The organism is Pseudomonas sp. NPDC079086 (assembly GCF_044542155.1).
In the GTDB taxonomy this organism is placed as follows: Bacteria; Pseudomonadota; Gammaproteobacteria; order Pseudomonadales; family Pseudomonadaceae; genus Aquipseudomonas.
Genome location: NZ_JBITTY010000002.1, coordinates 297,277 through 320,557, shown reverse-complemented (window position 1 = coordinate 320,557; position 23,281 = coordinate 297,277). Strand labels below are relative to the sequence as shown.

At 57.8% G+C, this 23,281-nt stretch carries 23 protein-coding genes and 4 tRNA genes; 16 read left to right on the top strand and 11 right to left on the bottom strand.

All coding sequences use genetic code 11. The features are described from left to right. Positions 1-63: 63 nt before the first annotated feature. On the top strand, positions 64-426 hold the full coding sequence (gene clpS / locus ACIGEK_RS11000) for an ATP-dependent Clp protease adapter ClpS (RefSeq protein ID WP_397493365.1): 363 nt from the start codon (positions 64-66) through the stop codon (positions 424-426). 29 nt (positions 427-455) lie between these two features. Beyond that, positions 456-2,726: an ATP-dependent Clp protease ATP-binding subunit ClpA gene (gene clpA / locus ACIGEK_RS10995; protein ID WP_160014300.1), complete on the top strand. Its 2,271-nt coding sequence runs from the start codon at positions 456-458 to the stop codon at positions 2,724-2,726. Positions 2,727-2,826: 100 nt separating this feature from the next. On the opposite strand, the gene infA is transcribed toward clpA, so the two are convergent. From infA to trxB, 4 genes are all read right to left on the bottom strand, one after another. Beyond that, positions 2,827-3,045 (bottom strand): translation initiation factor IF-1, encoded by a 219-nt coding sequence (gene infA, locus ACIGEK_RS10990; RefSeq protein WP_002553999.1) that lies wholly within the window; start codon positions 3,043-3,045, stop codon positions 2,827-2,829. Positions 3,046-3,145: 100 nt separating this feature from the next. After that, on the bottom strand, positions 3,146-3,853 hold the full coding sequence (locus tag ACIGEK_RS10985) for an arginyltransferase (RefSeq protein WP_397493364.1): 708 nt from the start codon (positions 3,851-3,853) through the stop codon (positions 3,146-3,148). Between the two features lie 55 nt (positions 3,854-3,908). Continuing rightward, positions 3,909-4,589, bottom strand: coding sequence for a leucyl/phenylalanyl-tRNA--protein transferase (gene aat, locus ACIGEK_RS10980; RefSeq protein WP_397493363.1), 681 nt, complete (start codon positions 4,587-4,589; stop codon positions 3,909-3,911). Between the two features lie 59 nt (positions 4,590-4,648). Beyond that, on the bottom strand, positions 4,649-5,599 hold the full coding sequence (trxB, locus tag ACIGEK_RS10975; RefSeq protein WP_397493362.1) for a thioredoxin-disulfide reductase: 951 nt from the start codon (positions 5,597-5,599) through the stop codon (positions 4,649-4,651). A gap of 230 nt (positions 5,600-5,829) precedes the next feature. Here trxB and ftsK point away from each other — a divergent pair, with 230 nt between their 5' ends. The 6 genes from ftsK (at position 5,830) to cysG (ending at position 13,477) form a co-directional block, all read left to right on the top strand. Next, positions 5,830-8,232, top strand: coding sequence for a DNA translocase FtsK (gene ftsK / locus ACIGEK_RS10970; RefSeq protein WP_397493361.1), 2,403 nt, complete (start codon positions 5,830-5,832; stop codon positions 8,230-8,232). A 28-nt stretch (positions 8,233-8,260) separates the two neighbouring features. Then, entirely contained in the window at positions 8,261-8,887 is a 627-nt protein-coding gene (gene lolA, locus ACIGEK_RS10965; protein ID WP_397493360.1) for an outer membrane lipoprotein chaperone LolA, read from the top strand. A gap of 34 nt (positions 8,888-8,921) precedes the next feature. Continuing rightward, positions 8,922-10,247: a replication-associated recombination protein A gene (locus ACIGEK_RS10960; RefSeq protein ID WP_397493359.1), complete on the top strand. Its 1,326-nt coding sequence runs from the start codon at positions 8,922-8,924 to the stop codon at positions 10,245-10,247. Then, positions 10,244-10,624, top strand: coding sequence for a fluoride efflux transporter CrcB (gene crcB, locus ACIGEK_RS10955; protein ID WP_397493358.1), 381 nt, complete (start codon positions 10,244-10,246; stop codon positions 10,622-10,624). Before ACIGEK_RS10960 ends, crcB begins: the two co-directional genes overlap by 4 nt. A gap of 105 nt (positions 10,625-10,729) precedes the next feature. Beyond that, the gene (gene serS / locus ACIGEK_RS10950) at positions 10,730-12,010 is read left to right on the top strand and encodes a serine--tRNA ligase (protein WP_397493357.1); all 1,281 of its coding nucleotides are present in this window, start codon (positions 10,730-10,732) and stop codon (positions 12,008-12,010) included. A gap of 72 nt (positions 12,011-12,082) precedes the next feature. Further along, positions 12,083-13,477 carry a siroheme synthase CysG gene (gene cysG / locus ACIGEK_RS10945; protein ID WP_397493356.1) on the top strand — a complete coding sequence of 465 codons (1,395 nt, stop codon included), beginning with the start codon at positions 12,083-12,085 and terminating at the stop codon, positions 13,475-13,477. A 45-nt stretch (positions 13,478-13,522) separates the two neighbouring features. Here the strand turns inward: cysG and ACIGEK_RS10940 are convergent, their stop codons facing one another. The 7 genes from ACIGEK_RS10940 to ACIGEK_RS10910 all read right to left on the bottom strand — a co-directional run bounded on the left by ACIGEK_RS10940 (position 13,523) and on the right by ACIGEK_RS10910 (position 17,820). After that, a complete protein-coding gene (locus ACIGEK_RS10940; protein ID WP_397493355.1) occupies positions 13,523-14,521 on the bottom strand; it encodes a glutathione S-transferase family protein in 999 nt (332 codons plus the stop codon). A gap of 84 nt (positions 14,522-14,605) precedes the next feature. Further along, complete coding sequence (locus tag ACIGEK_RS10935) at positions 14,606-15,589, bottom strand: glycosyl transferase family protein (protein WP_397493354.1); 984 nt, start codon at positions 15,587-15,589, stop codon at positions 14,606-14,608. Further along, positions 15,586-15,921: a TusE/DsrC/DsvC family sulfur relay protein gene (locus ACIGEK_RS10930; protein WP_397493353.1), complete on the bottom strand. Its 336-nt coding sequence runs from the start codon at positions 15,919-15,921 to the stop codon at positions 15,586-15,588. The genes ACIGEK_RS10935 and ACIGEK_RS10930 overlap by 4 nt, the downstream gene beginning before the upstream one ends. Next, positions 15,918-16,217, bottom strand: a complete 300-nt coding sequence (gene tusB / locus ACIGEK_RS10925; protein WP_397493352.1) for a sulfurtransferase complex subunit TusB — start codon at positions 16,215-16,217, stop codon at positions 15,918-15,920. The genes ACIGEK_RS10930 and tusB overlap by 4 nt, the downstream gene beginning before the upstream one ends. Beyond that, positions 16,217-16,576 carry a sulfurtransferase complex subunit TusC gene (tusC, locus tag ACIGEK_RS10920; RefSeq protein ID WP_397493351.1) on the bottom strand — a complete coding sequence of 120 codons (360 nt, stop codon included), beginning with the start codon at positions 16,574-16,576 and terminating at the stop codon, positions 16,217-16,219. Before tusC ends, tusB begins: the two co-directional genes overlap by 1 nt. A gap of 1 nt (position 16,577) precedes the next feature. Next, entirely contained in the window at positions 16,578-16,970 is a 393-nt protein-coding gene (gene tusD / locus ACIGEK_RS10915; RefSeq protein ID WP_397493350.1) for a sulfurtransferase complex subunit TusD, read from the bottom strand. 181 nt (positions 16,971-17,151) lie between these two features. Continuing rightward, complete coding sequence (locus tag ACIGEK_RS10910) at positions 17,152-17,820, bottom strand: Bax inhibitor-1/YccA family protein (protein ID WP_339411251.1); 669 nt, start codon at positions 17,818-17,820, stop codon at positions 17,152-17,154. A 132-nt stretch (positions 17,821-17,952) separates the two neighbouring features. On the opposite strand from ACIGEK_RS10910, the gene ACIGEK_RS10905 reads away from it, so the two are divergent. The 8 genes from ACIGEK_RS10905 (at position 17,953) to ACIGEK_RS10870 (ending at position 23,245) form a co-directional block, all read left to right on the top strand. Continuing rightward, a tRNA-Ser gene (locus ACIGEK_RS10905) sits at positions 17,953-18,042 on the top strand. Between the two features lie 140 nt (positions 18,043-18,182). Beyond that, a complete protein-coding gene (gene uvrY, locus ACIGEK_RS10900; protein ID WP_397493349.1) occupies positions 18,183-18,827 on the top strand; it encodes a UvrY/SirA/GacA family response regulator transcription factor in 645 nt (214 codons plus the stop codon). Then, entirely contained in the window at positions 18,814-20,655 is a 1,842-nt protein-coding gene (uvrC, locus tag ACIGEK_RS10895; protein ID WP_397493348.1) for an excinuclease ABC subunit UvrC, read from the top strand. Before uvrY ends, uvrC begins: the two co-directional genes overlap by 14 nt. A 33-nt stretch (positions 20,656-20,688) precedes the next feature. Further along, positions 20,689-21,249: a CDP-diacylglycerol--glycerol-3-phosphate 3-phosphatidyltransferase gene (gene pgsA / locus ACIGEK_RS10890; RefSeq protein ID WP_397493347.1), complete on the top strand. Its 561-nt coding sequence runs from the start codon at positions 20,689-20,691 to the stop codon at positions 21,247-21,249. 67 nt (positions 21,250-21,316) lie between these two features. Next, positions 21,317-21,392, top strand: a tRNA-Gly gene (locus ACIGEK_RS10885). A gap of 39 nt (positions 21,393-21,431) precedes the next feature. Continuing rightward, positions 21,432-21,505, top strand: a tRNA-Cys gene (locus ACIGEK_RS10880). Between the two features lie 112 nt (positions 21,506-21,617). Further along, a tRNA-Leu gene (locus tag ACIGEK_RS10875) sits at positions 21,618-21,704 on the top strand. A 179-nt stretch (positions 21,705-21,883) separates the two neighbouring features. Continuing rightward, a complete protein-coding gene (locus ACIGEK_RS10870; RefSeq protein WP_397493346.1) occupies positions 21,884-23,245 on the top strand; it encodes a UDP-glucose dehydrogenase family protein in 1,362 nt (453 codons plus the stop codon). Positions 23,246-23,281 lie beyond the last annotated feature (36 nt).

Here is a 23,281-nt window from a genome sequence, read left to right as displayed (position 1 = left end):
GCTGAGAAGCCGTTCAAACTCTGTCTAGCACAGACTATTCGCCCATCAACGAAGCTATTCCGCATGCATGCACGTAGCCAGATTCGACTAACATTCAATCAGGATCGCCCCGAAGAGCATGAGGACGATTCCTTCGGCTTAGCCGTTCAGGAATCCAAGCCCGCTCTGCAGGCGCCTCCTATGTATAAAGTGATTTTGTTTAATGACGACTACACGCCCATGGATTTCGTGGTCGAAATTCTCGAGGTGTTTTTCAACCTGAATCGAGAAATGGCGACCAAAGTCATGCTGACCGTCCATACAGAGGGGCGGGCAGTGTGTGGAGTGTTTACCCGCGATATTGCTGAAACCAAAGCAACACAGGTGAATCAATATGCGAGAGAGAGCCAGCATCCGCTACTCTGTGAAATAGAGAAGGACGGTTAACGCCGGCCACTTGGGCATGAGGTGAAGCTATGTTAAATCGAGAGCTCGAAGTCACCCTCAATCTGGCTTTCAAGGAGGCTCGTACCAAGCGTCATGAATTTATGACGGTTGAGCACTTGTTGCTGGCCCTCCTGGATAACGAGGCCGCTGCAAGCGTACTGCGCGCTTGTGGTGCCAATCTGGACAAGCTGCGGCATGATCTGCAGGAGTTTATCGACTCCACCACGCCACTGATCCCTCAGCACGATGAAGAGCGCGAGACGCAGCCAACACTGGGGTTCCAGCGTGTTCTGCAGCGCGCGGTGTTCCACGTACAGAGCTCCGGCAAGCGTGAAGTGACCGGTGCCAACGTACTGGTGGCAATCTTCAGCGAGCAGGAAAGTCAGGCAGTATTTCTGCTCAAGCAGCAGAGCGTTGCGCGTATCGATGTAGTAAATTTTATTGCCCACGGCATCTCCAAGGTACCGGGGCATGGCGGCCATTCGGAAACCGAACAGGAAATGCAGGACGACGAGGGCGGCGAGTCCTCCAGTTCGAGCAATCCTCTGGACGCTTATGCCAGCAATCTGAATGAGCTGGCGCGCCAGGGTCGCATTGATCCGCTTGTCGGTCGCGAATCGGAAGTCGAACGTGTGGCGCAGATTCTGGCGCGTCGGCGTAAGAACAATCCGCTATTGGTAGGTGAAGCAGGTGTAGGTAAAACCGCTATCGCCGAAGGACTGGCCAAGCGCATTGTCGATAATCAAGTGCCTGATTTGCTGGCGGATAGCGTGGTCTACTCGCTGGACCTCGGTGCGCTGCTGGCTGGCACCAAATACCGCGGCGACTTTGAGAAGCGTCTTAAAGCTCTGCTTAATGAGCTGCGTAAGCGCCCGCACGCCATTCTGTTTATTGATGAAATCCACACCATCATTGGTGCTGGTGCCGCTTCTGGCGGGGTAATGGATGCGTCCAACCTGCTTAAGCCTATGTTGTCCTCTGGCGAGATCCGCTGCATAGGCTCGACGACCTTTCAAGAGTTTCGCGGCATATTCGAGAAAGACCGCGCCCTAGCGCGGCGCTTCCAGAAAGTCGACGTGGTCGAGCCCTCGGTGGAAGACACCATTGGCATTCTGCGTGGACTGAAAGGCCGCTTCGAGCAGCATCACAGCATCGAATACAGCGATGAGGCCCTGCGTGCAGCGGCCGAGCTGGCTTCGCGCTATATCAATGACCGTCATATGCCGGACAAGGCCATTGATGTAATCGATGAAGCAGGTGCCTATCAGCGCTTGCAGCCTTTGGAAAAACGCCTGACCCGTATCGATGTGGCGCAGGTCGAGGACATCGTGGCGAAAATTGCCCGTATTCCGCCGAAGCATGTCAGCAGTTCTGACAAGGAGTTGCTGCGTAATCTGGAACGCGACCTGAAGCTCACTGTATTTGGTCAGGACGCTGCGATTGACTCGCTGTCGACCGCAATCAAGCTGTCGCGCGCCGGGCTCAAAGCGCCGGATAAACCGGTCGGCTCCTTCCTGTTTGCCGGCCCTACTGGTGTGGGCAAGACCGAAGCCGCTCGTCAGTTGGCCAAGGCCTTGGGTGTTGAGCTAATTCGCTTCGACATGTCCGAGTACATGGAGCGCCATACCGTGTCGCGCCTGATTGGCGCACCGCCTGGCTATGTCGGCTTTGATCAAGGCGGCCTGCTGACAGAGGCGATCACCAAAACGCCGCACTGCGTACTGCTGCTCGATGAGATCGAAAAGGCTCACCCGGAAGTCTTTAACTTGCTTCTGCAAGTCATGGATCACGGCACTCTGACCGATAACAACGGCCGCAAAGCAGACTTCCGCAATGTGATCGTGATCATGACCACCAACGCCGGTGCTGAAACCGCGGCGCGGGCATCCATTGGCTTTACCCATCAGGACCACTCGTCTGATGCTATGGAAGTGATCAAGAAGAGCTTCACGCCGGAGTTCCGCAACCGCCTGGATACCATTATCCAGTTCGGCCGTCTGAGCCACGAAGTGATCAAAAGCATTGTCGATAAGTTCCTCACTGAGTTGCAGGCGCAGCTTGAGGATAAGCGTGTCACGCTGGAGGTCAGTGATGCGGCGCGAAGCTGGTTGGCCGAGAGCGGTTACGACGTGCAGATGGGGGCTCGGCCGATGGCGCGCCTGATCCAGGACAAGATCAAGCGTCCACTGGCCGAAGAGATCCTGTTTGGCGAGCTGGCTGAGCATGGTGGCGTGGTGCATATCGATATCGAAGGCGGTGAGTTGACCTTCGATTTCGAAACCACGGCAGAAATGGCCTAGGCGTAGTTTTCTTGCGCGCACAAAAACGCCCGGCATTGCCGGGCGTTTTTACTTGAGCTTGGTGTAACAGATGCCGGAAAACTGAGTTTTCGCTGGCCTGTTAACGGGCGCGGTAAGTAATGCGACCTTTGCTCAAGTCATAAGGCGTAAGTTCAACGCGAACTTTGTCGCCAGTCAGAATGCGGATGTAATTTTTGCGCATCTTTCCGGAGATGTGCGCAGTAACGACGTGCCCATTTTCCAACTCCACACGGAACATGGTGTTGGGCAGGGTGTCGACGACAGTGCCTTCCATTTCGAAGCTGTCTTCTTTCGACATGCAGTAAAGCCCTCGGTATCCAATGAATGGCCCGGTGCAACTGGCGCCAGGCAAAAGCGGCGTGCATTGTGCCCGAAATTTGGGGTTTGCGCCAAGGGCTTCAGTTAAGACTGACCCAGCGTTGGTTGACGAACAGCTCTATTGGCCGGTACTGGGTCTTGTAATTCATCTTGCGGCAGTTCTTGATCCAGTAGCCCAGATAGACCGCATACAGCCCGAGACGCGCCGCTTCGGCAATTTGCCAGAGGATGGCAAAGCGCCCGAGGCTGCGCCGTTCCTCGCTTGGCTCATAAAAGGTGTATACCGCGGACAGCCCGTTAGGCAGTACGTCGGTTACGGCAATTGCCAGCAGGCGACTGCCCTGGCGGAATTCATAGAAGCGCGAAAAAGCCAGATCGCGCACCAGAAAGGTCGAAAATTGTTCGCGGTTGGGTGGGTACATATCGCCATCGGCATGGCGCTGCTCAATGTAGCGCACGTACAGTGCGTAATATTCTTCGGTAAATGCAGGACGTACCAGGCGCACCTGGATGTCCTGATTACGCTTGAAGATGCGCCGTTGCTGACGATTCGGGCTGAACTGCGCAGCTGGAATGCGCGCCGGTACGCAAGCGGTGCAGCGCTGGCAATGCGGGCGGTAGAGGTGGTCGCCGCTGCGGCGAAAGCCCATTTCCGAAAGCTCAGCATAAACATCCGCATCCATGGGCTGGCTGGGGTCGAGGAACAGGGTGGTGGCCTGCTCGTCGGGCAGATAGCTGCAAGGGTGCGGTTGAGTGGCGTAAAACTTCAGGCGGGCCAGCTCAGTCATGATCGACTCTCGGGATCGGTCTTCAACCAAGTGTAAGCCAGGCTGGCAAACTCGCCTAGGCGACCCAGTCAGCCTGGCTGGATTGATCAAGATGAGCGTTCAGATAGCCGGCGAACTCAGTACGCGAAATCGTCTGAGCGCCCAGGCTGAGCAGATGTTCGGTTGGCATCTGGCAGTCGATCAGCACAAAGCCCCAATCCTTCAAGTGTTCAACCAGCGTGACGAAGCCCACTTTGGATGCGTTATCTGCGCGGCTGAACATCGACTCACCGAAGAACAGTTGGCCCATGGCGAGGCCATAGAGCCCACCAACCAGCAGGTCATCACGCCAGACCTCAACCGAATGAGCGATACCGCGCTGGTGTAGTTCCAGGTAGGCGTCCTGCATAGGGCTGGTGATCCAGGTTTCTGCTGCATAGCTGCGCGGTGCAGCGCAGGCGCGGATCACCTCTGCGAAAGCCTGATCAAAAGTCACTCGATAACGGCCCTGGCGCATTACTTTGGCCAGGCTGCGTGATACGTGCAGATTGTCAGGCAGCAGCACGGTACGCGGATCCGGCGACCACCAGAGAATTGGCTGACCATCCTGAAACCAGGGGAAGCAGCCATGGCGATAAGCCTGGATCAAGCGCTCGGGGCGCACGTCGCCACCCGCAGCCAGCAGGCCATTGGGCTCGCGCAGGGCTTTATTTAGAGGGGGGAAATCCAGTGAGTCACGTTGCAGCCACGTCAGCATGTGCAAGGCCGGAGTTGGGCAGAGGAGGGTAGGGCGGACTTTACGTCCGCCCGGTTGGATCAATTGTCGTCGAGGAATTTCTCGACATCCAGCGCAGCCATGCAGCCTGCACCGGCGGAAGTGATGGCCTGGCGGTAAACGTGATCGGCCACGTCGCCCGCGGCAAATACACCTTCAATGCTGGTGGCAGTGGCATTGCCTTCATTGCCACCCTTGATCAGCAGGTAGCCGTCACGCATCTCCAACTGGCCTTGGAACAGTTCGGTATTCGGCTTATGGCCGATAGCGATAAACACGCCTGCCAACGGCAGGTCTTTGCTCACACCGCTCTGCGTATCTTTCAAGCGCGCACCGGTAACGCCCGTGTTGTCACCCAGTACTTCTTCAAGGGCGTGATTCCAGTGCAGCACCACGTTGCCGTTGGCTGCTTTGTCAAACAGCTTGTCTTGAAGAATCTTCTCGGAACGCAGCTTGTCGCGGCGATGCACCAGGTGTACTTCCTTGGCGATATTCGACAGGTACAGCGCCTCTTCAACGGCGGTGTTGCCGCCGCCGATCACCGCTACAACCTGATTGCGATAAAAGAAGCCATCGCAGGTGGCGCACGCCGAGACGCCCTTGCCGGAAAAAGCTTCTTCCGATGGCAGGCCCAGATATTGCGCCGATGCGCCCGTGGCGATAATCAGTGCGTCACAGGTGTAGGTACCGCTGTCACCTTTCAAGGTGAAGGGGCGCGACTGCAACTCAGCGGTGTGGATGTGGTCGTAAACGATCTCGGTTTCAAAGCGCTCGGCATGCTTTTGCATGCGCTCCATCAGCGCCGGACCAGTCAGACCTTCAACATCACCGGGCCAGTTGTCTACTTCGGTAGTGGTGGTCAGCTGACCGCCAGGCTGGATACCGGTAATGATCACGGGCTTGAGGTTGGCGCGGGCAGCGTAAACGGCAGCGCTATAACCGGCAGGGCCGGAACCCAGGATGATCAAGCGTGAATGCTTGACTTCGCTCATAAAAACACCTCATAAGCCTTTGTCACAAAAGAGAATGCATGCTCCAATTGAGCCGCACGGACGATGTTGGCGGATATGCTACACCGAAGCAGGCAAAGAGCGGGAGTCAACCGCCGTAGCTGTTTATGCATACAGCTCGGTCTGGTATCGTTTGGCTAAACCCGTACAATCGCTGCATATTTTGCCGTTAACCAATTATTCGGCGCCTGTGGCGCAGGAACAGATGCGTTTTGAAGAAATCTAGCCCAACCGCACAAGCCCCTCTCTGGCGTCAGCAACTGCCTTATCGACTTAAAGAAGGCGCGCTGATTGGCCTGGGCGCACTTTGCCTTTATCTATGGATGGCCCTGCTGACCTACGATGCGGCCGATCCTGGCTGGACCCACACCAGCAATGTGGAACAGGTACAGAACGCCGCCGGCCGCGCCGGTGCCTGGTTTGCCGATATTTTGTTTATGGCGCTGGGCTATTTTGCCTACCTATTCCCGTTGCTGTTGGCTGTTAAAACCTTACAAGTATTTCGTGGTCGGCATCAGCCATGGCAGTGGAGCGGCTGGTTGTTCTCCTGGCGGCTGATTGGCCTGGTGTTCTTGGTGTTGTCCGGTGCTGCGCTGGCGTATATCCACTTCCAAGCGAGCTCAAGCATGCCGGCATCTGCAGGGGGCGCGCTGGGTGAAAGCCTTGGCCAGCTCGCTATTACTGCCCTGAATGTGCAGGGCAGTACGCTGCTGCTGATCGCACTGTTTTTATTCGGGTTGACGGTGTTTACCGACCTTTCCTGGTTCAAGGTGATGGACCTGACCGGCAAGATCACCCTTGATCTGATTGAGCTGATCCAGAGTCTGGCCAACCGCTGGTGGAGTGCGCGGGTTGAGCGCAAACAGCTGGTAGCGCAGTTGCGTGAAGTCGATGAGCGCGTCAGCGAAGTATCTGCGCCGATCGTGCTGGATCGCCGTGAACAGGCCAAAGTCAAAGAGCGCCTGATTGAACGCGAAGAGTCGCTAAACAAGCACATGAGCGAGCGGGTTAACCGCCCAGCCCCGTTAATAACACCGCCGGCCGCGCCGAAAGCGCCTGAGCCGAGCAAACGCGTGCTGAAAGAGAAGCAGGTCAACCTGTTTGAAGACAGCGCCCTGGCCGGCAGTCTGCCACCGATCTCCATCCTCGATGTGGCAGAGAAAGTTCAGAAGAAATATTCACCCGAATACCTGGAAGCGATGTCCCGCTTGCTTGAGATCAAACTCAAGGAGTTTGGTGTCGAGGTTATCGTCGAATCGGTTCATCCGGGCCCCGTGATTACCCGCTTCGAGATCCAGCCGGCAGCAGGGGTCAAGGTCAGCCGTATTTCCGGCCTGGCCAAGGACCTCGCGCGCTCGATGGCAATCATCAGCGTGCGGGTGGTGGAAGTTATTCCCGGCAAAACTACCGTCGGTATCGAAATCCCTAACGAAGACCGGCAGATCGTGCGCTTCTCCGAAGTGCTGTCGTCGCCCGAGTACGACGAAGCCAAGTCGCCGGTTACCCTGGCTCTGGGTCACGATATCGGCGGCAAGCCGGTAATCACTGATCTGGCGAAGATGCCCCACCTGCTGGTGGCCGGCACCACCGGCTCGGGTAAATCGGTCGGGGTCAACGCAATGATCCTGTCGATTCTGTTCAAGTCCACGCCGGAAGAGGCGCGCTTGATCATGATCGACCCGAAAATGCTCGAGCTTTCGATCTACGAAGGCATCCCGCACCTGCTGTGCCCGGTAGTGACCGACATGAAGGAAGCCGCCAACGCCCTGCGTTGGTCGGTAGCCGAGATGGAGCGGCGCTACAAGCTGATGTCGAAGATGGGCGTGCGCAACCTGGCCGGCTTCAACCGCAAGGTCAAAGATGCCGAAGAAGCGGGTGAGCCGCTGAGTGATCCGCTGTACAAGCGCGAAAGCATGCACGATGAAGCGCCGCTGCTGAAAACCCTGCCTACCATCGTGGTCGTAGTCGACGAGTTCGCCGACATGATGATGATCGTCGGCAAGAAAGTTGAAGAGCTGATCGCGCGTATCGCGCAGAAGGCCCGTGCGGCGGGAATCCATCTGATTCTCGCGACACAGCGCCCTTCGGTGGATGTGATTACCGGTCTGATCAAGGCCAACATTCCGACCCGTATGGCCTTCCAGGTATCGAGCAAGATCGACTCGCGAACCATCCTCGACCAGGGTGGCGCCGAACAGCTGCTGGGTCACGGGGACATGCTGTATATGCCGCCGGGCACCGGCTTGCCGATACGCGTACACGGCGCATTCGTTTCCGATGAAGAAGTGCACCGCGTGGTCGAGGCCTGGAAGCAGCGTGGTACGCCTGACTATATCGATGACATCCTGGCCGGCGCCGAAGAGTCTGGTAGCGGTTTTGAGGGTGGCAGCGGCGAGGGCAGTGAGGGTAGCGAAGCTGACCCGCTTTACGATGAAGCAGTCAACTTTGTCCTGGAAAGTCGCCGCGCCTCTATTTCTGCAGTGCAGCGCAAGCTGAAAATTGGCTACAACCGTGCCGCGCGGATGATCGAGGCCATGGAAATGGCCGGCGTCGTCACCTCAATGAACACCAATGGCTCTCGCGAGGTCATAGCACCAAGCCCCGTTCGCGATTAACGCCTAGCCCGATCTGATAAGGAGTCCCATGCGCCTGATTCGCATGTTGTTGCTGACCGTACTGAGTTTTACCAGCGTTGCTGCCATGGCCGACGATGAAGTTGCCGTGCAGCGCCTGACCGAGCTGCTCAACCAGGCGCAGACCATTACCGCGCGCTTTTCCCAGTTGACCCTCGATGGCAGCGGTACTCAGCTGCAGGAAACCGCGGGCCAGCTCGCGCTAAAACGCCCGGGCCTATTCCGCTGGCACACCGATGCGCCGATGGAGCAGCTACTGGTTTCTAACGGTGAAAAGGTCTGGTTGTATGACCCTGATCTGCAGCAGGTGACCATCCAGACCCTCGACCAGCGTCTGACACACACTCCGGCCCTGCTGCTGTCTGGTGATGTTTCAAAGATCCGTGAGAACTTTGAAATCAGCCATAAGGAGGCCGGTGATGTCGTTGATTTCATCCTCAAGCCAAAATCCAAGGACACCCTGTTCGACAGTCTGCGTCTGTCGTTCCGTAACAAGGTGCTCAACGATATGCAGCTGATCGACAGCATTGGCCAGCGCACCAACATTCTTTTTCTTAACGTGAAAATGAATGAGCCACAGGACGATGCGCAGTTCACCTTCGAGATCCCGGCCGGCGCCGACGTGATTCAAGAGTAAATAGCTCAAAAGCTAGAGGCGTTAAACCGCAGTCATGGATCTGTTTCGCAAGGCTCCCGTTGCTCAACCCCTGGCTGCCCGTTTACGTGCAGCCAGCCTGGATGAGTACGTCGGCCAGGAACATTTGCTGGCCCGTGGCAAACCCTTGCGTGAAGCGCTGGAGCAGGGTGCGCTGCATTCGATGATCTTCTGGGGGCCGCCGGGCGTCGGCAAGACCACCCTGGCGCGGCTGCTGGCGCAGGTTTCTGATGCGCATTTCGAGACGATTTCTGCCGTGCTCTCCGGGGTCAAGGAGATTCGCCTGGCTGTGGAAGTGGCGCAGCAGCATGCCGCGCAATATGGGCGGCAAACCATTCTGTTTGTCGATGAAGTGCACCGCTTCAACAAGTCGCAACAGGATGCTTTTCTCCCGTACGTGGAAGACGGCACGCTGATCTTTATCGGCGCCACCACGGAAAACCCCTCGTTTGAGCTGAACAACGCCTTGCTCTCACGGGCTCGTGTTTACGTACTGAAAAGCCTGGATGAAAGCGCGCTGCGCAAATTGGTTGACCGCGCGCTCAGTGACCCTAAAGGCTTGGGCGATCGCCAGCTGAGTCTGCCAGAAGAAAGCTTCAAGATTCTCCAGGCTGCCGCCGATGGTGATGGTCGGCGCCTGCTCAATTTTCTGGAAAATGCGGCGGATCTTGCCGAAGACGGCAGCGAGATCGGCAGCGAACTGCTGCTCAATTTGCTGGGTGATACCCGTCGACGTTTCGATAAGGGCGGCGAAGCCTTCTACGACCAGATATCGGCCCTGCACAAATCCGTGCGCGGCTCCAGCCCGAACGGCGCGCTGTACTGGTATGCGCGCATGCTCGATGGTGGCTGTGATCCGCTATATATCGCCCGGCGCGTAGTGCGCATGGCCAGCGAAGACATTGGCAACGCCGACCCGCGTGCCTTGACCCTGTGTCTGAATGCCTGGCATGTGCAGGAGCGCCTGGGCAGCCCCGAGGGCGAATTGGCCGTGGCGCAGGCGATTGTCTACCTGGCCTGCGCGCCAAAAAGTAATGCGGTTTATAACGCCTTTAACGCCGCCATGCGCGACGCCGCCGAACACGGCTCGCAGGAAGTTCCCCTGCATCTGCGTAATGCGCCTACCAAACTTATGAAAGAGTTGGGCTATGGCGACGAATACCGCTATGCCCACGATGAGACTGATGCCTATGCGGCGGGGGAAGATTATTTTCCTGAAACCTTCGAGCCGCGCGAGTACTACCAGCCGGTGCCGCGCGGTTTGGAGCTGAAGATTCGCGATAAGCTGCAGCATTTGCAGAACCAGGACCGCAGTAGCCCCAGGCAGCGGAGAAAACCATGATAGGTATAGTGATTGCCGTAGCGCTGGGCGGCATGCTTGGCACCCTGTTGCGCTTTGCCACCGCCAACTGGGTCAGTACCAACTGGCCGCAGCATTTCTACGGTGCGACCCTGGCGGTGAATATTCTCGGTTGCCTGCTTATCGGCTACTTGTATGGCCTGTTTCTGCTGCGCCCAGAACTGCCACTGGAGTTGCGTGCAGGGCTGATTGTTGGTTTTCTGGGCGGCCTTACCACCTTTTCATCTTTTTCTCTCGACACCGTGCGCCTGCTAGAAAGCGGCCAGATACCGTTGGCCCTGGGCTATGCGGCAATCAGCGTGTTGGGTAGCCTGCTTGCCACCTGGGCGGGGCTGAGCTTGGCGCGCCTGTGGCAGTAATGGCGCCGGCCATTGGCACTTCCCCCTGTTTAAGCCTTAAACTGCGCGGCATTGCGCGCCATGGCTACTGCCATGCAAACCCTTGTGATGTGTTGAGACCAGAACATGCTCGATTCTAAACTCGTTCGTACCCAGCTCCATGAAGTGGCCGAGCGCCTGGCCGCCCGTGGCTTTGTCCTTGATGTTGCACGTTTTGAAGCGCTTGAAGCCCAGCGCAAGACGCTGCAGACCCGCACCGAGCAGCTCCAGGCCGAGCGTAACAGCCGCTCCAAATCCATTGGCCAGGCCAAGCAGCGCGGTGAAGACATTGCGCCGTTGCTGGCAGAAGTGGACCAAATGGGCAGTGATCTGGAGCAGGGCAAGCGTGACCTCGATAGCATCCAGAGCGAACTCGACAATCTACTGCTGAATATTCCCAACCTGCCGCACGAGTCGGTACCGGTCGGTGAGGATGAAGAGGGCAACGTTGAAGTGTCGCGCTGGGGCACGCCGCGCAGTTTCGATTTCACGATTCAGGATCACGTCGCCCTTGGCGAGCAGCATGGCTGGTTGGATTTCGAGACCGCTGCCAAGCTGTCCGGTGCGCGCTTTGCCCTGCTGCGTGGCCCTATTGCCCGCATGCACCGCGCGCTGGCGCAATTTATGATCAACCTGCACACCGGCGAGCACGGCTATGAAGAAGCCTACACGCCCTATCTGGTGCAGGCGCCGGCGTTGCAAGGTACCGGCCAGTTGCCGAAGTTTGAGGAAGACCTGTTCAAGATCAGCCGCGAAGGTGAAGCCGATCTTTACCTGATTCCGACTGCTGAAGTGTCGCTGACCAATATCGTCGCGGGCGAAATCCTTGACTCCAAGCAGCTGCCGCTGAAACTGGTAGCCCACACCCCGTGCTTCCGCAGCGAAGCCGGCGCATCTGGCCGTGATACCCGCGGCATGATCCGTCAGCATCAGTTCGACAAGGTCGAGATGGTCCAGATCGTTGAGCCGAGCAAGTCTTTCGAGGCACTGGAAAGCCTGACCGCCAACGCTGAGCGCGTACTGCAGCTGCTCGAACTGCCATACCGCAAACTGGCACTGTGCACCGGTGATATGGGCTTCGGTGCGGTGAAAACCTACGATCTGGAAGTCTGGGTGCCGAGTCAGGACAAGTACCGTGAGATTTCGTCCTGCTCCAACTGCGGTGACTTCCAGGCGCGCCGTATGCAAGCGCGCTACCGCAACCCGGAAACCGGCAAGCCCGAGCTGGTACACACTCTCAACGGCTCCGGCCTGGCAGTCGGTCGCACTCTTGTAGCCGTGCTGGAGAACTACCAGCAGGCCGATGGCAGCATCCGCGTTCCGGATGTATTGAAACCCTATATGGGCGGCATTGAAGTAATCGGCTAAGCCGGCTTCAGTTGCACGTGACGGGGCGGCCAGTGCCGCCCCGTTTTGTTTACCCGATCGAGAGCGTGCGTCATGGATTTTCTGCCCCTGTTTCACAAGCTGCAGGATCGTCTGGTATTGGTGGTCGGTGGCGGTGAAGTTGCCGTGCGCAAGGCGCGCTTGCTTAGTGATGCCGGTGCGACATTGCGGGTCGTAGCGCCGGATATTCGTGAAGAGTTGCGTGAGATGGCAAGCGCCCGCAATGGCGAGGTGCTGCTGCGTGATTACCAATCGACGGATTTGCAGGGCGTGGCGCTGATCATTGCCGCCACCGATGACGAACCGCTGAACGCGCAAATATCGGTCGAGGCCCAGGCCCTAGGTATCCCGGTCAATGTGGTGGATGCGCCGAAGCTGTGCAGCGTGATATTCCCCGCTATCGTCGACCGCTCGCCGCTGATTGTCGCCATCACCAGTGGCGGCGACGCCCCAGTGCTGGCTCGGTTGATTCGCGCCAAAATCGAAACCTGGATTCCCGCGACCTATGGCCAGTTAGCTGGCCTGGCCAAACGCTTTCGCGCCCAGGTTAAAGGGCTGTTTCCGGATGTGCAGCAGCGCCGAGTGTTCTGGGAGGATGTGTTCCAGGGCCAGGTCGCCGAAAGCGTCTTCGCCGGCAAACTGCAGGAAGGTCAGCGTCTGCTGGAAGAAAAGATTGCAGGGATTGCACCGCGCGCCCTGGGCGAGGTGTATCTGGTTGGCGCCGGGCCGGGCGATCCTGATCTGCTGACCTTCCGCGCCTTGCGCCTGATGCAGCAGGCCGATGTGGTGTTGTACGACCGCCTGGTAGCGCCGGCGATTATCGAACTATGCCGCCGCGATGCTGAACGTATCTATGTTGGTAAACAGCGCGCCGAGCATGCGCTGCCGCAGGATCAAATCAATCAACGCCTGGTCGCTCTGGCCAAAGAAGGTAAGCGCGTACTGCGCCTCAAGGGCGGCGATCCGTTTATTTTCGGCCGCGGCGGCGAAGAGATCGAGGAACTGGCCGCTCACGGGATCCCGTTTCAGGTGGTGCCGGGCATCACTGCTGCGTCAGGTTGCGCTGCCTATGCGGGGATTCCGCTGACCCACCGTGACCATGCGCAATCGGTACGTTTTGTTACTGGACACTTGAAAGATGGCAGCAGTGACCTGCCCTGGAGCGAGCTCACGGCTTCCAGCCAGACTTTGGTGTTCTATATGGGCCTGGTGGGTTTGCCAATGATTTGCAAACAGCTGATCGCCCATGGCCGTGCCGCATCAACGCCGGCGGCATTGATCCAGCAGGGCACCACGCAGAACCAGCGGGTGTTTACCGGTACATTGGCCAACCTGGCCGAGCTAGTGGCTGAGCATGAAGTGCATGCGCCGACCCTGGTGATCGTCGGCGAAGTAGTGCAGTTGCGCGAAAAGCTGGCCTGGTTCGAAGACGCTACTCGCCGGGATTAGCGGCGGCAGGAGCTGGGACCCTCTGCCTGGGTCCCAGGGGCATACTTAGCCTTGGTAAATACCCTTACCCACCAGACGCTCACGGTCATGCGCTCGGTCTAAGACCAACTGCGGCCCCTTGGGAATCACCCCGGTTGGGTTAATCGTGGCGTGGCTGGCGTAGTAGTGACTTTTGATGTGGGTGAAGTCCACTGTCTCAGCAATGCCTGGCCACTGGTACAGCTCGCGCAGCCAGTTTGACAGGTTGGGATAATCTTCCAGTCGACGCAGGTTGCACTTGAAGTGGCCGTGGTAAACCGCATCGAAGCGAATCAACGTGGTGAACAGGCGGATATCAGCTTCTGTCAGGTACTCGCCGGCCAGATAGCGGCGGCTATCTAGGCTAGCTTCTAGCCCATCCAGAGCCTCGAAAAGCTCATCGAACGCTTCTTCATAAGCATCCTGGCGTGTGGCAAAACCAGCACGGTAGACCCCGTTATTGATGGCGGGGTAGATGCGTTCATTGAGGGCGTCGATCTGTTCGCGTAAATGCGCGGGATAAAAATCGAGGCGATTGTTCGTTAGTCCATCGAAGGCACCGTTGAACATGCGAATGATCTCGGCTGACTCATTGCTGACGATGCATTGCTGCTGCGTGTCCCACAGCAGGGGAACCGTAACTCGCCCAGTGTATTGGGCGTCATCGGCGGTGTAGCGTTGGTACAGGTAGTTCAGGTCATCCAGGGCATCACCGCTGGCACCGTGCTCAGTATCGAAAGTCCAGCCATGCTCGCGCATTAACCAACTGACGACCGAAACGCCAATCAGCGGTTGCAAGCCTTTTAGCTGGCGCAAAATCAGCGTGCGGTGCGCCCAAGGGCATGCGAGTGATACATACAGGTGGTAGCGCCCAGCTTCGGCAGCAAAGCCGCCAGTGCCACTGGGGCCGGCTGTACCGTCGGCGGTGATCCAATTGCGGCGTTGTGCGTCTTCACGCTGGAAGCGGCTAGTGTCGCCGGTGTCATACCACTGATCTCGCCAGTGTCCGTCTATAAGCAGGCCCATAGGACTGACTCCGTGATGCATGAAGGGTCAGTCTAACGGCTTGTAATGGATGGAAAGGTGCAAAAAAGCGCCTAAACACATCAGTTAGTTCGATGTTTTACGTGTATGCCAGCAGTGTTTCGCTTCATCAAAGGCGGCCTCACGACTGCGCCCTAGGGCGCGCAGAGCCAACGCCATGGTGCTGATTACGGCAAGCTGACCGTAAGCATCCTCAACGCTGCCACGCCAGAACGCTGACAGATGCGCGGCCTCAAGTGACTCCGGTTTGACGTGACGTTGTGCTGATAGAGCCGGCCATTCTTCATCCCAGTTTTCACCATTAGCGGTGCCGTAGAGGTGGCTGGTGGCGTCCGGGTTGATCTCGATTTCGCCGCCTTCGCCCTTGATCACGATGGCGTTATCGCCCAATAACTGGCTGGCCTCGCGATGGACTGCCTGATAACCCGGGTGGAAGATGCTCTGCAGGCCGCAGCGTGCGCCCAGAGGGTTAAGAATGCGGGTGAGGGAGTGGATAGGTGAGCGCAAACCTAGAATGTTGCGCAGATCAATCATCCGCTGCAATTGCGGCATCCAGTCACCCAGGGGGATAAACGCGAAATGCTGTTCGGCTAGTGCTTGCTCAACACTCCCCCAGTTGTGGCACAGCGGAATGTCGAGCGCCTCGAGTAGTTGCTCGCTGTACAAGCGGCCCGCAGTGTGCGGTCCACCGCCATGCAGCAATATGCGAATGCCGCTATTGGCCAGCGCTTTGGCGGCCAACAGAAACCAGGGTAGATGGCGTTTCTTGCCGGCATAGCTTGGCCAGTCGAGATCGACTGGGATCGTCGGCGCCTGTAAGTGTGCACGCACGGCTTCAGCAAAGCCGGCCATTTCCTCGGCGCTTTCTTCCTTGTGCCGTAGCAGCATCAGGAATGCGCCCAGCTGGCTTTCTTCGACCTGGCCATCTAGCAGCATGCCCATGGCCTCGCGTGCTTCCTCACGGGTCAGATTGCGTGCGCCGCGCTTACCCTTGCCTAGAATGCGCACAAATTGAGCGAAGGGATGTTCCGGCGGGGTCACAAGGTTCATAGGCAATTGGTCGGCTTGGGCAGGCCCGCCAGCTTGGCGGCGAGTTTGGCGGGAGCGCCATTGAACAGGCGATTGAGATGCAGGCTATTGCCTTTCTCGGGGCCGATTTTCACGGCAACAAACTTAATCAGCGGGCGATTGGCCGGCGACAACTGAAACTCGTGATAAAAGCTGCGCACCAGCCAGAGAATTTCCCAGTGATCGGCGCTCAAACTGATGCCCTCACGTTCTGCCAGGGCGTGCGCAGCGGCCTCGGACCAAGCGGCCAGGTCGAGCAGATAACCGTCCTTGTCCAGCGCGAGGCTGCGGCCCTCAATATTCAATGTCGTCATAGCCAGGTGTTTACCTTGTCGTATTGGCAGCTCAGTGCAACGAAAGCGGGATAATCGACCAGCGTGAGGCGGGCAGGGTGTGCAAGGCCGCGGGCCTGCACATCTTCATCCAGGGCATACAGCGCAATGGCCTCTGGCATCAGCTCCAGCGCCTGACGCTGTGCGCTGCCGGCCTGCAAGGCATATACAGCATCACCACATAGCAGCAGGGCATCCCGACTGCCGAGCAGGCGCAGGCAACTGCTCAGACGGCTATCGGTAAAGGGCGAGTGTGAAAGTACGTGCAAAGTAGCCATCAGAGCGTAATCACCTGGTCGTAGCGGTCAATCAAGGCGCTTAGTTCTGCATCATCCAGGCGCTCGACGGCCAGGCTGCTGGAATGGTCCTGTAGGCCGCGTTCTTCAAGGCTGCGTTGAGCAACATAGAGTGCCTCGACACCGAACATCGGCAAGGCCTGTAAGTTGGCGCCAAGGTCCTTCTGCTGCAGGCGGACGGGCTGCTGTGAGCTGCTCAGCTGGAATACCCCGTCATCAAGAAACAGCATGCCAATCGGCAAATCGAAGGCGCCGCCGGCCAGCGCTATATCCAGCGCTTCCCGCGCACCGGGACCGGACCAGGGCGCTTGGCGGTTGATGATCAACAACGACTTACTCATCTCAAGGCCCTCCAAAACACACCAGCCGATCCGCCAGCTGCGCCGCTTCGTGCAACTGGCCAAGGCCGGAAAGCTCCCAGGGTGCATCCAGGTTCGCGGCAGTGCGTGAGTAACGCTGCGCTTCGTCGTCATTCAGCACGCCACGGCGTAACGCAGCGGCAATGCACACCACGCCATCCAGTTGCTGCGCTTGCACGAACTCACGCCATTCACGTGCTAGATCCACTTCATCCTGCGCGCAGACCACATTGCTTGACGCGCTGTGTACGCCGTCCTGGTAGAAGAACAGCCGAACAATTTCATGCCCACCCGCCAATGCTGCCTGAGCAAAACGCAGCGCACGGCGCGAGGAGGGCGCATGAGGAGGAGAGAAAAGGGCGATGGCGAACTTCATAGCAAACCTGGCAAGCCAATTTGCTGGAATGATAAAGCCTGAGTTACCAAGATGCGCGCGGCAGGCATAAAAAATGATCGGGAGCCATTTTTAACGTCGTCTGCGGCGGCCCGAAGGCTGCCAGTCACAGATGGCAGGCATAAAAAAGCCCGCCGAAGCGGGCTTTGTACAGCTGCTTGAATCAATCGTCGCCGCCCATAATGCCGAAAATCTGCAGCAGGCTGACGAACAGGTTGTAGATCGATACATACAGGCTGATCGTCGCCATGATGTAGTTACGCTCTCCGCCATGGATGATCGCGCTTGTCTGGAACAGGATGCAGGCCGAGGAGAACAGCACGAAACCTGCGCTGATTGCCAGTTGCAAGCCGCTGATCTGGAAAAAGAACCCGGCAACCATCGCACCAATAAGCACAAAGAAACCCGCAGTGATAAAGCCACTGAGGAAGCTCATGTCCTTGCGGGTAGTCAGCACGTATGCCGACAGGCCGCAGAACACCAGGGCCGTCATGGCAAAGGCCGAGCTGACAACTTCAGCACCGTTGGCCATGCCCATATAGCGATTGAGGATAGGGCCGAGGGTGTAGCCCATGAAACCGGTCAGGGCGAGGGTCGAAACCAGACCCCAGGCCGAGTTACGCAGTTTGGCGGTGAGGAAGAACAAGCCGTAAAAGCCGATCAGCACCACGAATATATTCGGATAAGGCACATTGGCGCGCTGCGCGATGTACGCCACCAGGCCGCTGAAGGCCAGGGTGATGGCCAGCAGGCCATAGGTGTTGCGCAAGACGCGGCTGACTTCTTGCTGCTCAACCTGCGTGTGGTCAAGTGCATAATTGTGTTCGTTCATGGCGACACTCCTGAAATGGCTGATGGTTCCGTGACCAAGGTCAGGCCCGATCATAGCAGAGGCAGATAAAGAGCCAACACGCAGAGTTTGACAGCGTGTTGCGTTCGGGTAAGATTGCCGCCCGCAAACGCCGGAAGCGTGGCAGAGCGGTTGAATGCAACGGTCTTGAAAACCGTCGAAGGGGAAACTCTTCCGTGAGTTCGAATCTCACCGCTTCCGCCAAATTCCTCTGGCCGTCACACAAGTGCATAGTTTTATTGACGCTTGCTTTTTGACGGTTATGCGCCAAGCTGGGTTTAATTAATTTCCAGCCTTCCAACCCAACCAGCAGCTCTTTGCTGCTGATGCAAACGGGGTGTCGCTTGATCAGGGTGCTTGTTGTTGATGACCACGACCTGGTACGTACTGGCATCACCCGTATGCTGGCTGATATCGACGGCCTGCATGTAGTTGGGCAAGCCGAGTCCGGCGAAGAATCCCTGAAGAAAGCCCGTGAATTGAAGCCCGATGTTGTCCTGATGGACATCAAAATGCCGGGTATTGGTGGCCTTGAAGCGACGCGCAAGCTGATTCGCAGCCATCCTGACCTTAAAGTCGTCGCGGTTACCGTCTGCGAAGAAGATCCGTTCCCCACGCGCCTGCTGCAAGCCGGTGCCGCCGGCTACCTGACCAAGGGCGCCGCGCTGGAAGAAATGGTTCAAGCCATCCGCATGGTGTTCAGCGGCCAGCGCTATATCAGCCCGCAGATTGCCCAGCAGTTGGCCCTCAAGTCGTTCCAGCCGCAGAGCAGCAATTCGCCTTTCGACCTGTTGTCCGAGCGTGAAATCCAGATCGCTCTGATGATCGCCGGCTGCCAGAAGGTTCAGGCCATTTCCGACAAGCTCTGCCTGTCGCCGAAAACCGTAAACACCTACCGCTATCGCATCTTCGAAAAGCTGTCGATCACCAGCGATGTCGAGCTGGCCCTGCTGGCCGTGCGCCACGGCATGATTGATGCCGGCAGCTGACGAAACCCGCGCCGCCTTCGATTCCAGCGCATTTCTCTCCACCTGCAGCGGTCGCCCCGGCGTGTACCGCATGTTCGATGTGGACGCCAAGCTGCTCTACGTCGGCAAAGCCAAGAACCTGAAAAAGCGCCTGGCCAGCTATTTCCGCCAAAGCGGTTTAGCGCCGAAGACCGCCGCCTTGGTGGGCCGAATCGCCCAGGTCGAAACCACCATCACCGCCAACGAGACCGAAGCGCTGCTGCTTGAGCAAACGCTGATCAAGGAATGGCGCCCGCCGTACAACATCCTTCTGCGCGACGATAAGTCCTATCCCTATGTGTTTCTTTCCGATGGTGACTTCCCGCGGCTGAGCATCCACCGTGGGGCGAAAAAGCAGAAGGGCCGTTACTTCGGCCCGTATCCCAGCGCCGGGGCCATCCGCGAAAGCCTCAACCTGTTGCAGAAGACTTTTCTGGTGCGCCAGTGTGAGGACAGCTTTTACAAGAACCGCACACGGCCCTGCCTGCAGTACCAGATCAAGCGCTGCAAAGGCCCCTGTGTCGGCCTGGTGGAGCCCGCCGAATATGCTGATGACGTACGCCATTCAGTGATGTTTCTTGAGGGGCGCAGCAATGCCCTGACCGATGAGCTGTCCAGCGGCATGCAGGCAGCGGCAATGGCGCTCGACTTCGAGCGAGCGGCCGGGTTGCGTGATCAGATATCGCTGCTACGCCGGGTGCAGGACCAGCAGAGCATGGAAGGTGGCACGGGTGATGTGGACGTGGTTGCGGCTATGGTCAACCCTGGTGGCGCCTGTGTGCATTTGATCAGTGTGCGCGGCGGTCGGGTGCTCGGCAGTAAAAACTTCTTCCCGCAGGTGGCAATCGAGGAGGAGGGCAGCGGCGTATTGCTGGCCTTCCTCGCGCAGTATTACCTGAGCAGTCAGGAGCGCGACCTGCCGAGCGAGCTGATCGTCAATGCGCAGCACGAAGACTTCCCGACATTGATCGCCGCCATCGATGAGCTGCGCGGCCGCGAATTGAGCATCAGCTACCGCGTACGTGGCACCCGCGCGCGCTGGCAGCAGCTGGCCGTGACCAATGCCGAGCAGGCATTGGCGGCGCGTTTGGCCAATCGGCAACACGTTGCTGCGCGCTTTGATGCGTTGGCTCAGGCGCTGGATATGGATGAAGTGCCGCAGCGCCTGGAATGCTTCGACATCAGCCATTCCAGCGGCGAAGCAACCGTCGCCTCCTGCGTGGTATTTGGCCCGGAAGGCCCGCTGAAATCCGATTATCGCCGCTACAACATTGAGGGCGTGACGCCTGGTGACGATTACGCTGCCATGCACCAGGCGCTGACGCGACGCTTCAGCAAGATCAAGGATGGTGAAGGCAAGCTGCCGGACATCCTCCTAGTCGACGGCGGTAAAGGCCAGTTGGCAATGGCCCGCGAAGTGCTCGAGGAGATGGCGGTGCCTGATCTGATTCTGCTCGGTGTTGCGAAGGGCACCACGCGCAAACCGGGTTTGGAAACGCTGTACCTGAATGACGCCGCCCATGAGTTCACCCTGCCAGGCAATTCGCCGGCACTGCATTTGATTCAGCAGATTCGCGATGAGTCGCACCGTTTTGCCATTACTGGGCACCGCGCACGCCGTGGTAAAACCCGGCGCACCTCCACATTGGAAGAGGTAGCCGGCGTAGGGCCAAAGCGGCGGCGCGAGCTGCTCAATCACTTCGGCGGGCTGCAGGAATTGTCGCGCGCCAGTATCGAAGAAATCGCCAAAGCACCTGGGATCAGTAAAAAACTCGCCGAGTTGATTTATGCCGCCCTGCACAGTGAGTAGAATGCCGGTTCTCTTTACCGCCAAGTTGTGTCGATGAATATCCCCAACCTGCTTACCGTGCTCCGTGTATTGCTGATACCGGTGTTTATTCTGCTGTTCTACCTCCCCTTCAGTTGGAGCTACTGGGCTGCCAGCGCGGTGTTTTCAGTCGCTGCAGCAACCGACTGGCTGGATGGTTACCTGGCCCGCCGTTGGGAGCAGAGCACACCTTTTGGCGCTTTCCTCGACCCGGTTGCCGACAAGCTGATGGTGGCGGTTGCCCTGGTATTACTGGTGGCTGAGCACACCAACCTCTGGCTGACGCTACCTGCGGCCATCATCATCGGTCGCGAAATTGTGGTTTCGGCGCTGCGTGAATGGATGGCAGAGATAGGCGCCCGCGTGCATGTTGCCGTATCAAAACTGGCCAAGTGGAAAACCGCAGCACAGATGGTCGCCTTGGTGATTTTGCTGGCTAATCCGCCGACCTTTACTGCCTGGGTTGTGCTCGGTTACGCGCTGTTGATCATTGCCGCCGTACTTACCCTGTGGTCGATGGCGCAGTACCTGCTGGCCGCATGGCCACACCTGCGAATCACTGCAGAAAAGAAATAAGCTTTTTTGAATCAAGGGCTTGACGCGCCGTTCTGAAGCTATAGAATGGCGGCCGTCAGCACGACAAGCGGGAATAGCTCAGTTGGTAGAGCACGACCTTGCCAAGGTCGGGGTCGCGAGTTCGAGTCTCGTTTCCCGCTCCATTTTCAACGGGCCGTTTTACACGGTCCGTTTAGTTTCAAGGCTGAGTAGCAGAGTGGTTATGCACCGGATTGCAAATCCGTGAACGCCGGTTCGATTCCGACCTCAGCCTCCAATTAGAAAAGCCTCGTAGATCACTGATCTATGAGGCTTTTTCATTTAAGCTTGAAACCTTGCGAGGCATCCAAGGGCTGTATATAGTCCAAGCCTCGCAATGCAGCGCTACCGCCCGAATGGCGAAATCGGTAGACGCAAGGGACTTAAAATCCCTCGAGGGTAACCTCGTGCCGGTTCGACCCCGGCTTCGGGCACCATGTACATGATTTCAGATGTTCCTGTATGAACCTGAAACCCACTAAAACCGGCCTTCGTTGCCGGTTTTTCTGTGCCTGGCATTTATCATCAGGGCCTGTCATCCGAACGCCTTATTCATGTCATACGTCTGCCATCTGCTTTAGCTGCAATCGCGGTAACTCAGTGAGGAGTGCAGGCGATGCGGATTTGTGTGATTGGCGCGGGGTATGTAGGGCTCGTTTCGGCGGCCTGTTTTGCCGAGATGGGCAATCGTGTTGTCTGCGTTGAGCGTGATGCGCAGCGTGTGGCGCGGCTTGCCCGTGGTCAGTCACCGATTTATGAGCCAGGGCTGGAGGCCATGCTGCAGACGCATTTGAACAGCGGCCAACTGAGTTTCACACAGCACCTGAATGACGCTATCAAGCAGGCTGAGATCATCTTTATTGCCGTCGGCACGCCAAGCGGGGAGGACGGCTCTGCGGACTTGTCGTATGTGCTGGCTGTGGCTGATGAGCTGGGCGACCTGCTTGAAAAAGGCTGCATGGTGGTAAACAAATCAACCGTACCAGTTGGGACGGCAGAACGTGTGGCACAACGCATCAACAGTCGCTTGAGCAAGCGCGACAAGCGCTTTGCGGTGACACTGGCGAGCAACCCGGAATTTCTCAAGGAGGGCTCAGCGATTGACGACTTCATGCGACCGGACCGGGTGATTGTCGGCTGCGATGAGCCCCAGGGGCATGAGCTTTTGCGCCGCCTGTATGCGCCGTTTCTACGCAATCACGAGCGTTTGTTATGCATGGGGCTGCGGGCGGCAGAGTTCAGCAAATATGCCGCAAACGCCTTTCTAGCCACCAAGATTTCTTTTATCAACGAAATGGCCAGTCTATGCGCGCGCCTGGATGTCGACATTGAGGATGTGCGGCGCGGCATCGGCAGCGATAAGCGTATTGGTACTCACTTTATCTATGCTGGTTGCGGCTATGGCGGCTCGTGCTTTCCCAAGGATGTACGCGCGCTTATTCGCTGCGCGGAGCAGGAAGGCATTGAACCAGGCATCCTACGCGCAGTCGAAGCCCGTAACGCGCTGCAGAAAACCCTGTTGTTCCAGGCACTGCGTGAGCATTTCTCTGGCTATTGGCAGGGTCGAGTTGTGGCGCTGTGGGGCTTGGCGTTCAAACCAGGGACCGAAGATCTGCGTGAAGCCCCCAGCCTGGTTCTGTTGGATGCCTTACTAGCAGCCGGTGTCACCGTCCAGGCGTGCGACCCAGTCGCTACAACCGCTCTGGCAGAACGCTACGGTCAGGCGATCAGCAGCGGCCAGCTGCACTTGAGCACATCGCCGTATAGCGTTGTTGAAGGTGCGGATGCGCTGGTATTGGTCACTGAATGGAAGCAATTTCGCCAGCCCGACTTTGCCCGCATTCGTGGTTTGATGCGTATGCCGGTACTGTTTGACGGGCGCAATATCTACGATGCCGTGCAGTTGGCTGAGTTGGGTTTTCTCTACCGAGGCATTGGCCGGCCCGCGCAGGGGCATTGTAAGGCCAGTGCAGCCTGATAGACTGCGCACGCACTTTTCACACCATTGCTCAAG

Excerpts from the sequence above, each read along its gene's own strand:
- clpS (WP_397493365.1), top strand. The coding sequence starts at position 64 with ATGCATGCACGTAGCCAGATTCGACTAACATTCAATCAGGATCGCCCC.
- clpA (WP_160014300.1), top strand. The coding sequence starts at position 456 with ATGTTAAATCGAGAGCTCGAAGTCACCCTCAATCTGGCTTTCAAGGAG.
- infA (WP_002553999.1), bottom strand. The coding sequence starts at position 3,045 with ATGTCGAAAGAAGACAGCTTCGAAATGGAAGGCACTGTCGTCGACACC.
- ACIGEK_RS10985 (WP_397493364.1), bottom strand. The coding sequence starts at position 3,853 with ATGACTGAGCTGGCCCGCCTGAAGTTTTACGCCACTCAACCGCACCCT.
- aat (WP_397493363.1), bottom strand. The coding sequence starts at position 4,589 with ATGCTGACGTGGCTGCAACGTGACTCACTGGATTTCCCCCCTCTAAAT.
- trxB (WP_397493362.1), bottom strand. The coding sequence starts at position 5,599 with ATGAGCGAAGTCAAGCATTCACGCTTGATCATCCTGGGTTCCGGCCCT.
- lolA (WP_397493360.1), top strand. The coding sequence starts at position 8,261 with ATGCGCCTGATTCGCATGTTGTTGCTGACCGTACTGAGTTTTACCAGC.
- ACIGEK_RS10960 (WP_397493359.1), top strand. The coding sequence starts at position 8,922 with ATGGATCTGTTTCGCAAGGCTCCCGTTGCTCAACCCCTGGCTGCCCGT.
- crcB (WP_397493358.1), top strand. The coding sequence starts at position 10,244 with ATGATAGGTATAGTGATTGCCGTAGCGCTGGGCGGCATGCTTGGCACC.
- serS (WP_397493357.1), top strand. The coding sequence starts at position 10,730 with ATGCTCGATTCTAAACTCGTTCGTACCCAGCTCCATGAAGTGGCCGAG.
- cysG (WP_397493356.1), top strand. The coding sequence starts at position 12,083 with ATGGATTTTCTGCCCCTGTTTCACAAGCTGCAGGATCGTCTGGTATTG.
- ACIGEK_RS10940 (WP_397493355.1), bottom strand. The coding sequence starts at position 14,521 with ATGGGCCTGCTTATAGACGGACACTGGCGAGATCAGTGGTATGACACC.
- ACIGEK_RS10935 (WP_397493354.1), bottom strand. The coding sequence starts at position 15,589 with ATGAACCTTGTGACCCCGCCGGAACATCCCTTCGCTCAATTTGTGCGC.
- ACIGEK_RS10930 (WP_397493353.1), bottom strand. The coding sequence starts at position 15,921 with ATGACGACATTGAATATTGAGGGCCGCAGCCTCGCGCTGGACAAGGAC.
- tusB (WP_397493352.1), bottom strand. The coding sequence starts at position 16,217 with ATGGCTACTTTGCACGTACTTTCACACTCGCCCTTTACCGATAGCCGT.
- tusC (WP_397493351.1), bottom strand. The coding sequence starts at position 16,576 with ATGAGTAAGTCGTTGTTGATCATCAACCGCCAAGCGCCCTGGTCCGGT.
- tusD (WP_397493350.1), bottom strand. The coding sequence starts at position 16,970 with ATGAAGTTCGCCATCGCCCTTTTCTCTCCTCCTCATGCGCCCTCCTCG.
- ACIGEK_RS10910 (WP_339411251.1), bottom strand. The coding sequence starts at position 17,820 with ATGAACGAACACAATTATGCACTTGACCACACGCAGGTTGAGCAGCAA.
- uvrC (WP_397493348.1), top strand. The coding sequence starts at position 18,814 with ATGCCGGCAGCTGACGAAACCCGCGCCGCCTTCGATTCCAGCGCATTT.
- pgsA (WP_397493347.1), top strand. The coding sequence starts at position 20,689 with ATGAATATCCCCAACCTGCTTACCGTGCTCCGTGTATTGCTGATACCG.
- ACIGEK_RS10870 (WP_397493346.1), top strand. The coding sequence starts at position 21,884 with ATGCGGATTTGTGTGATTGGCGCGGGGTATGTAGGGCTCGTTTCGGCG.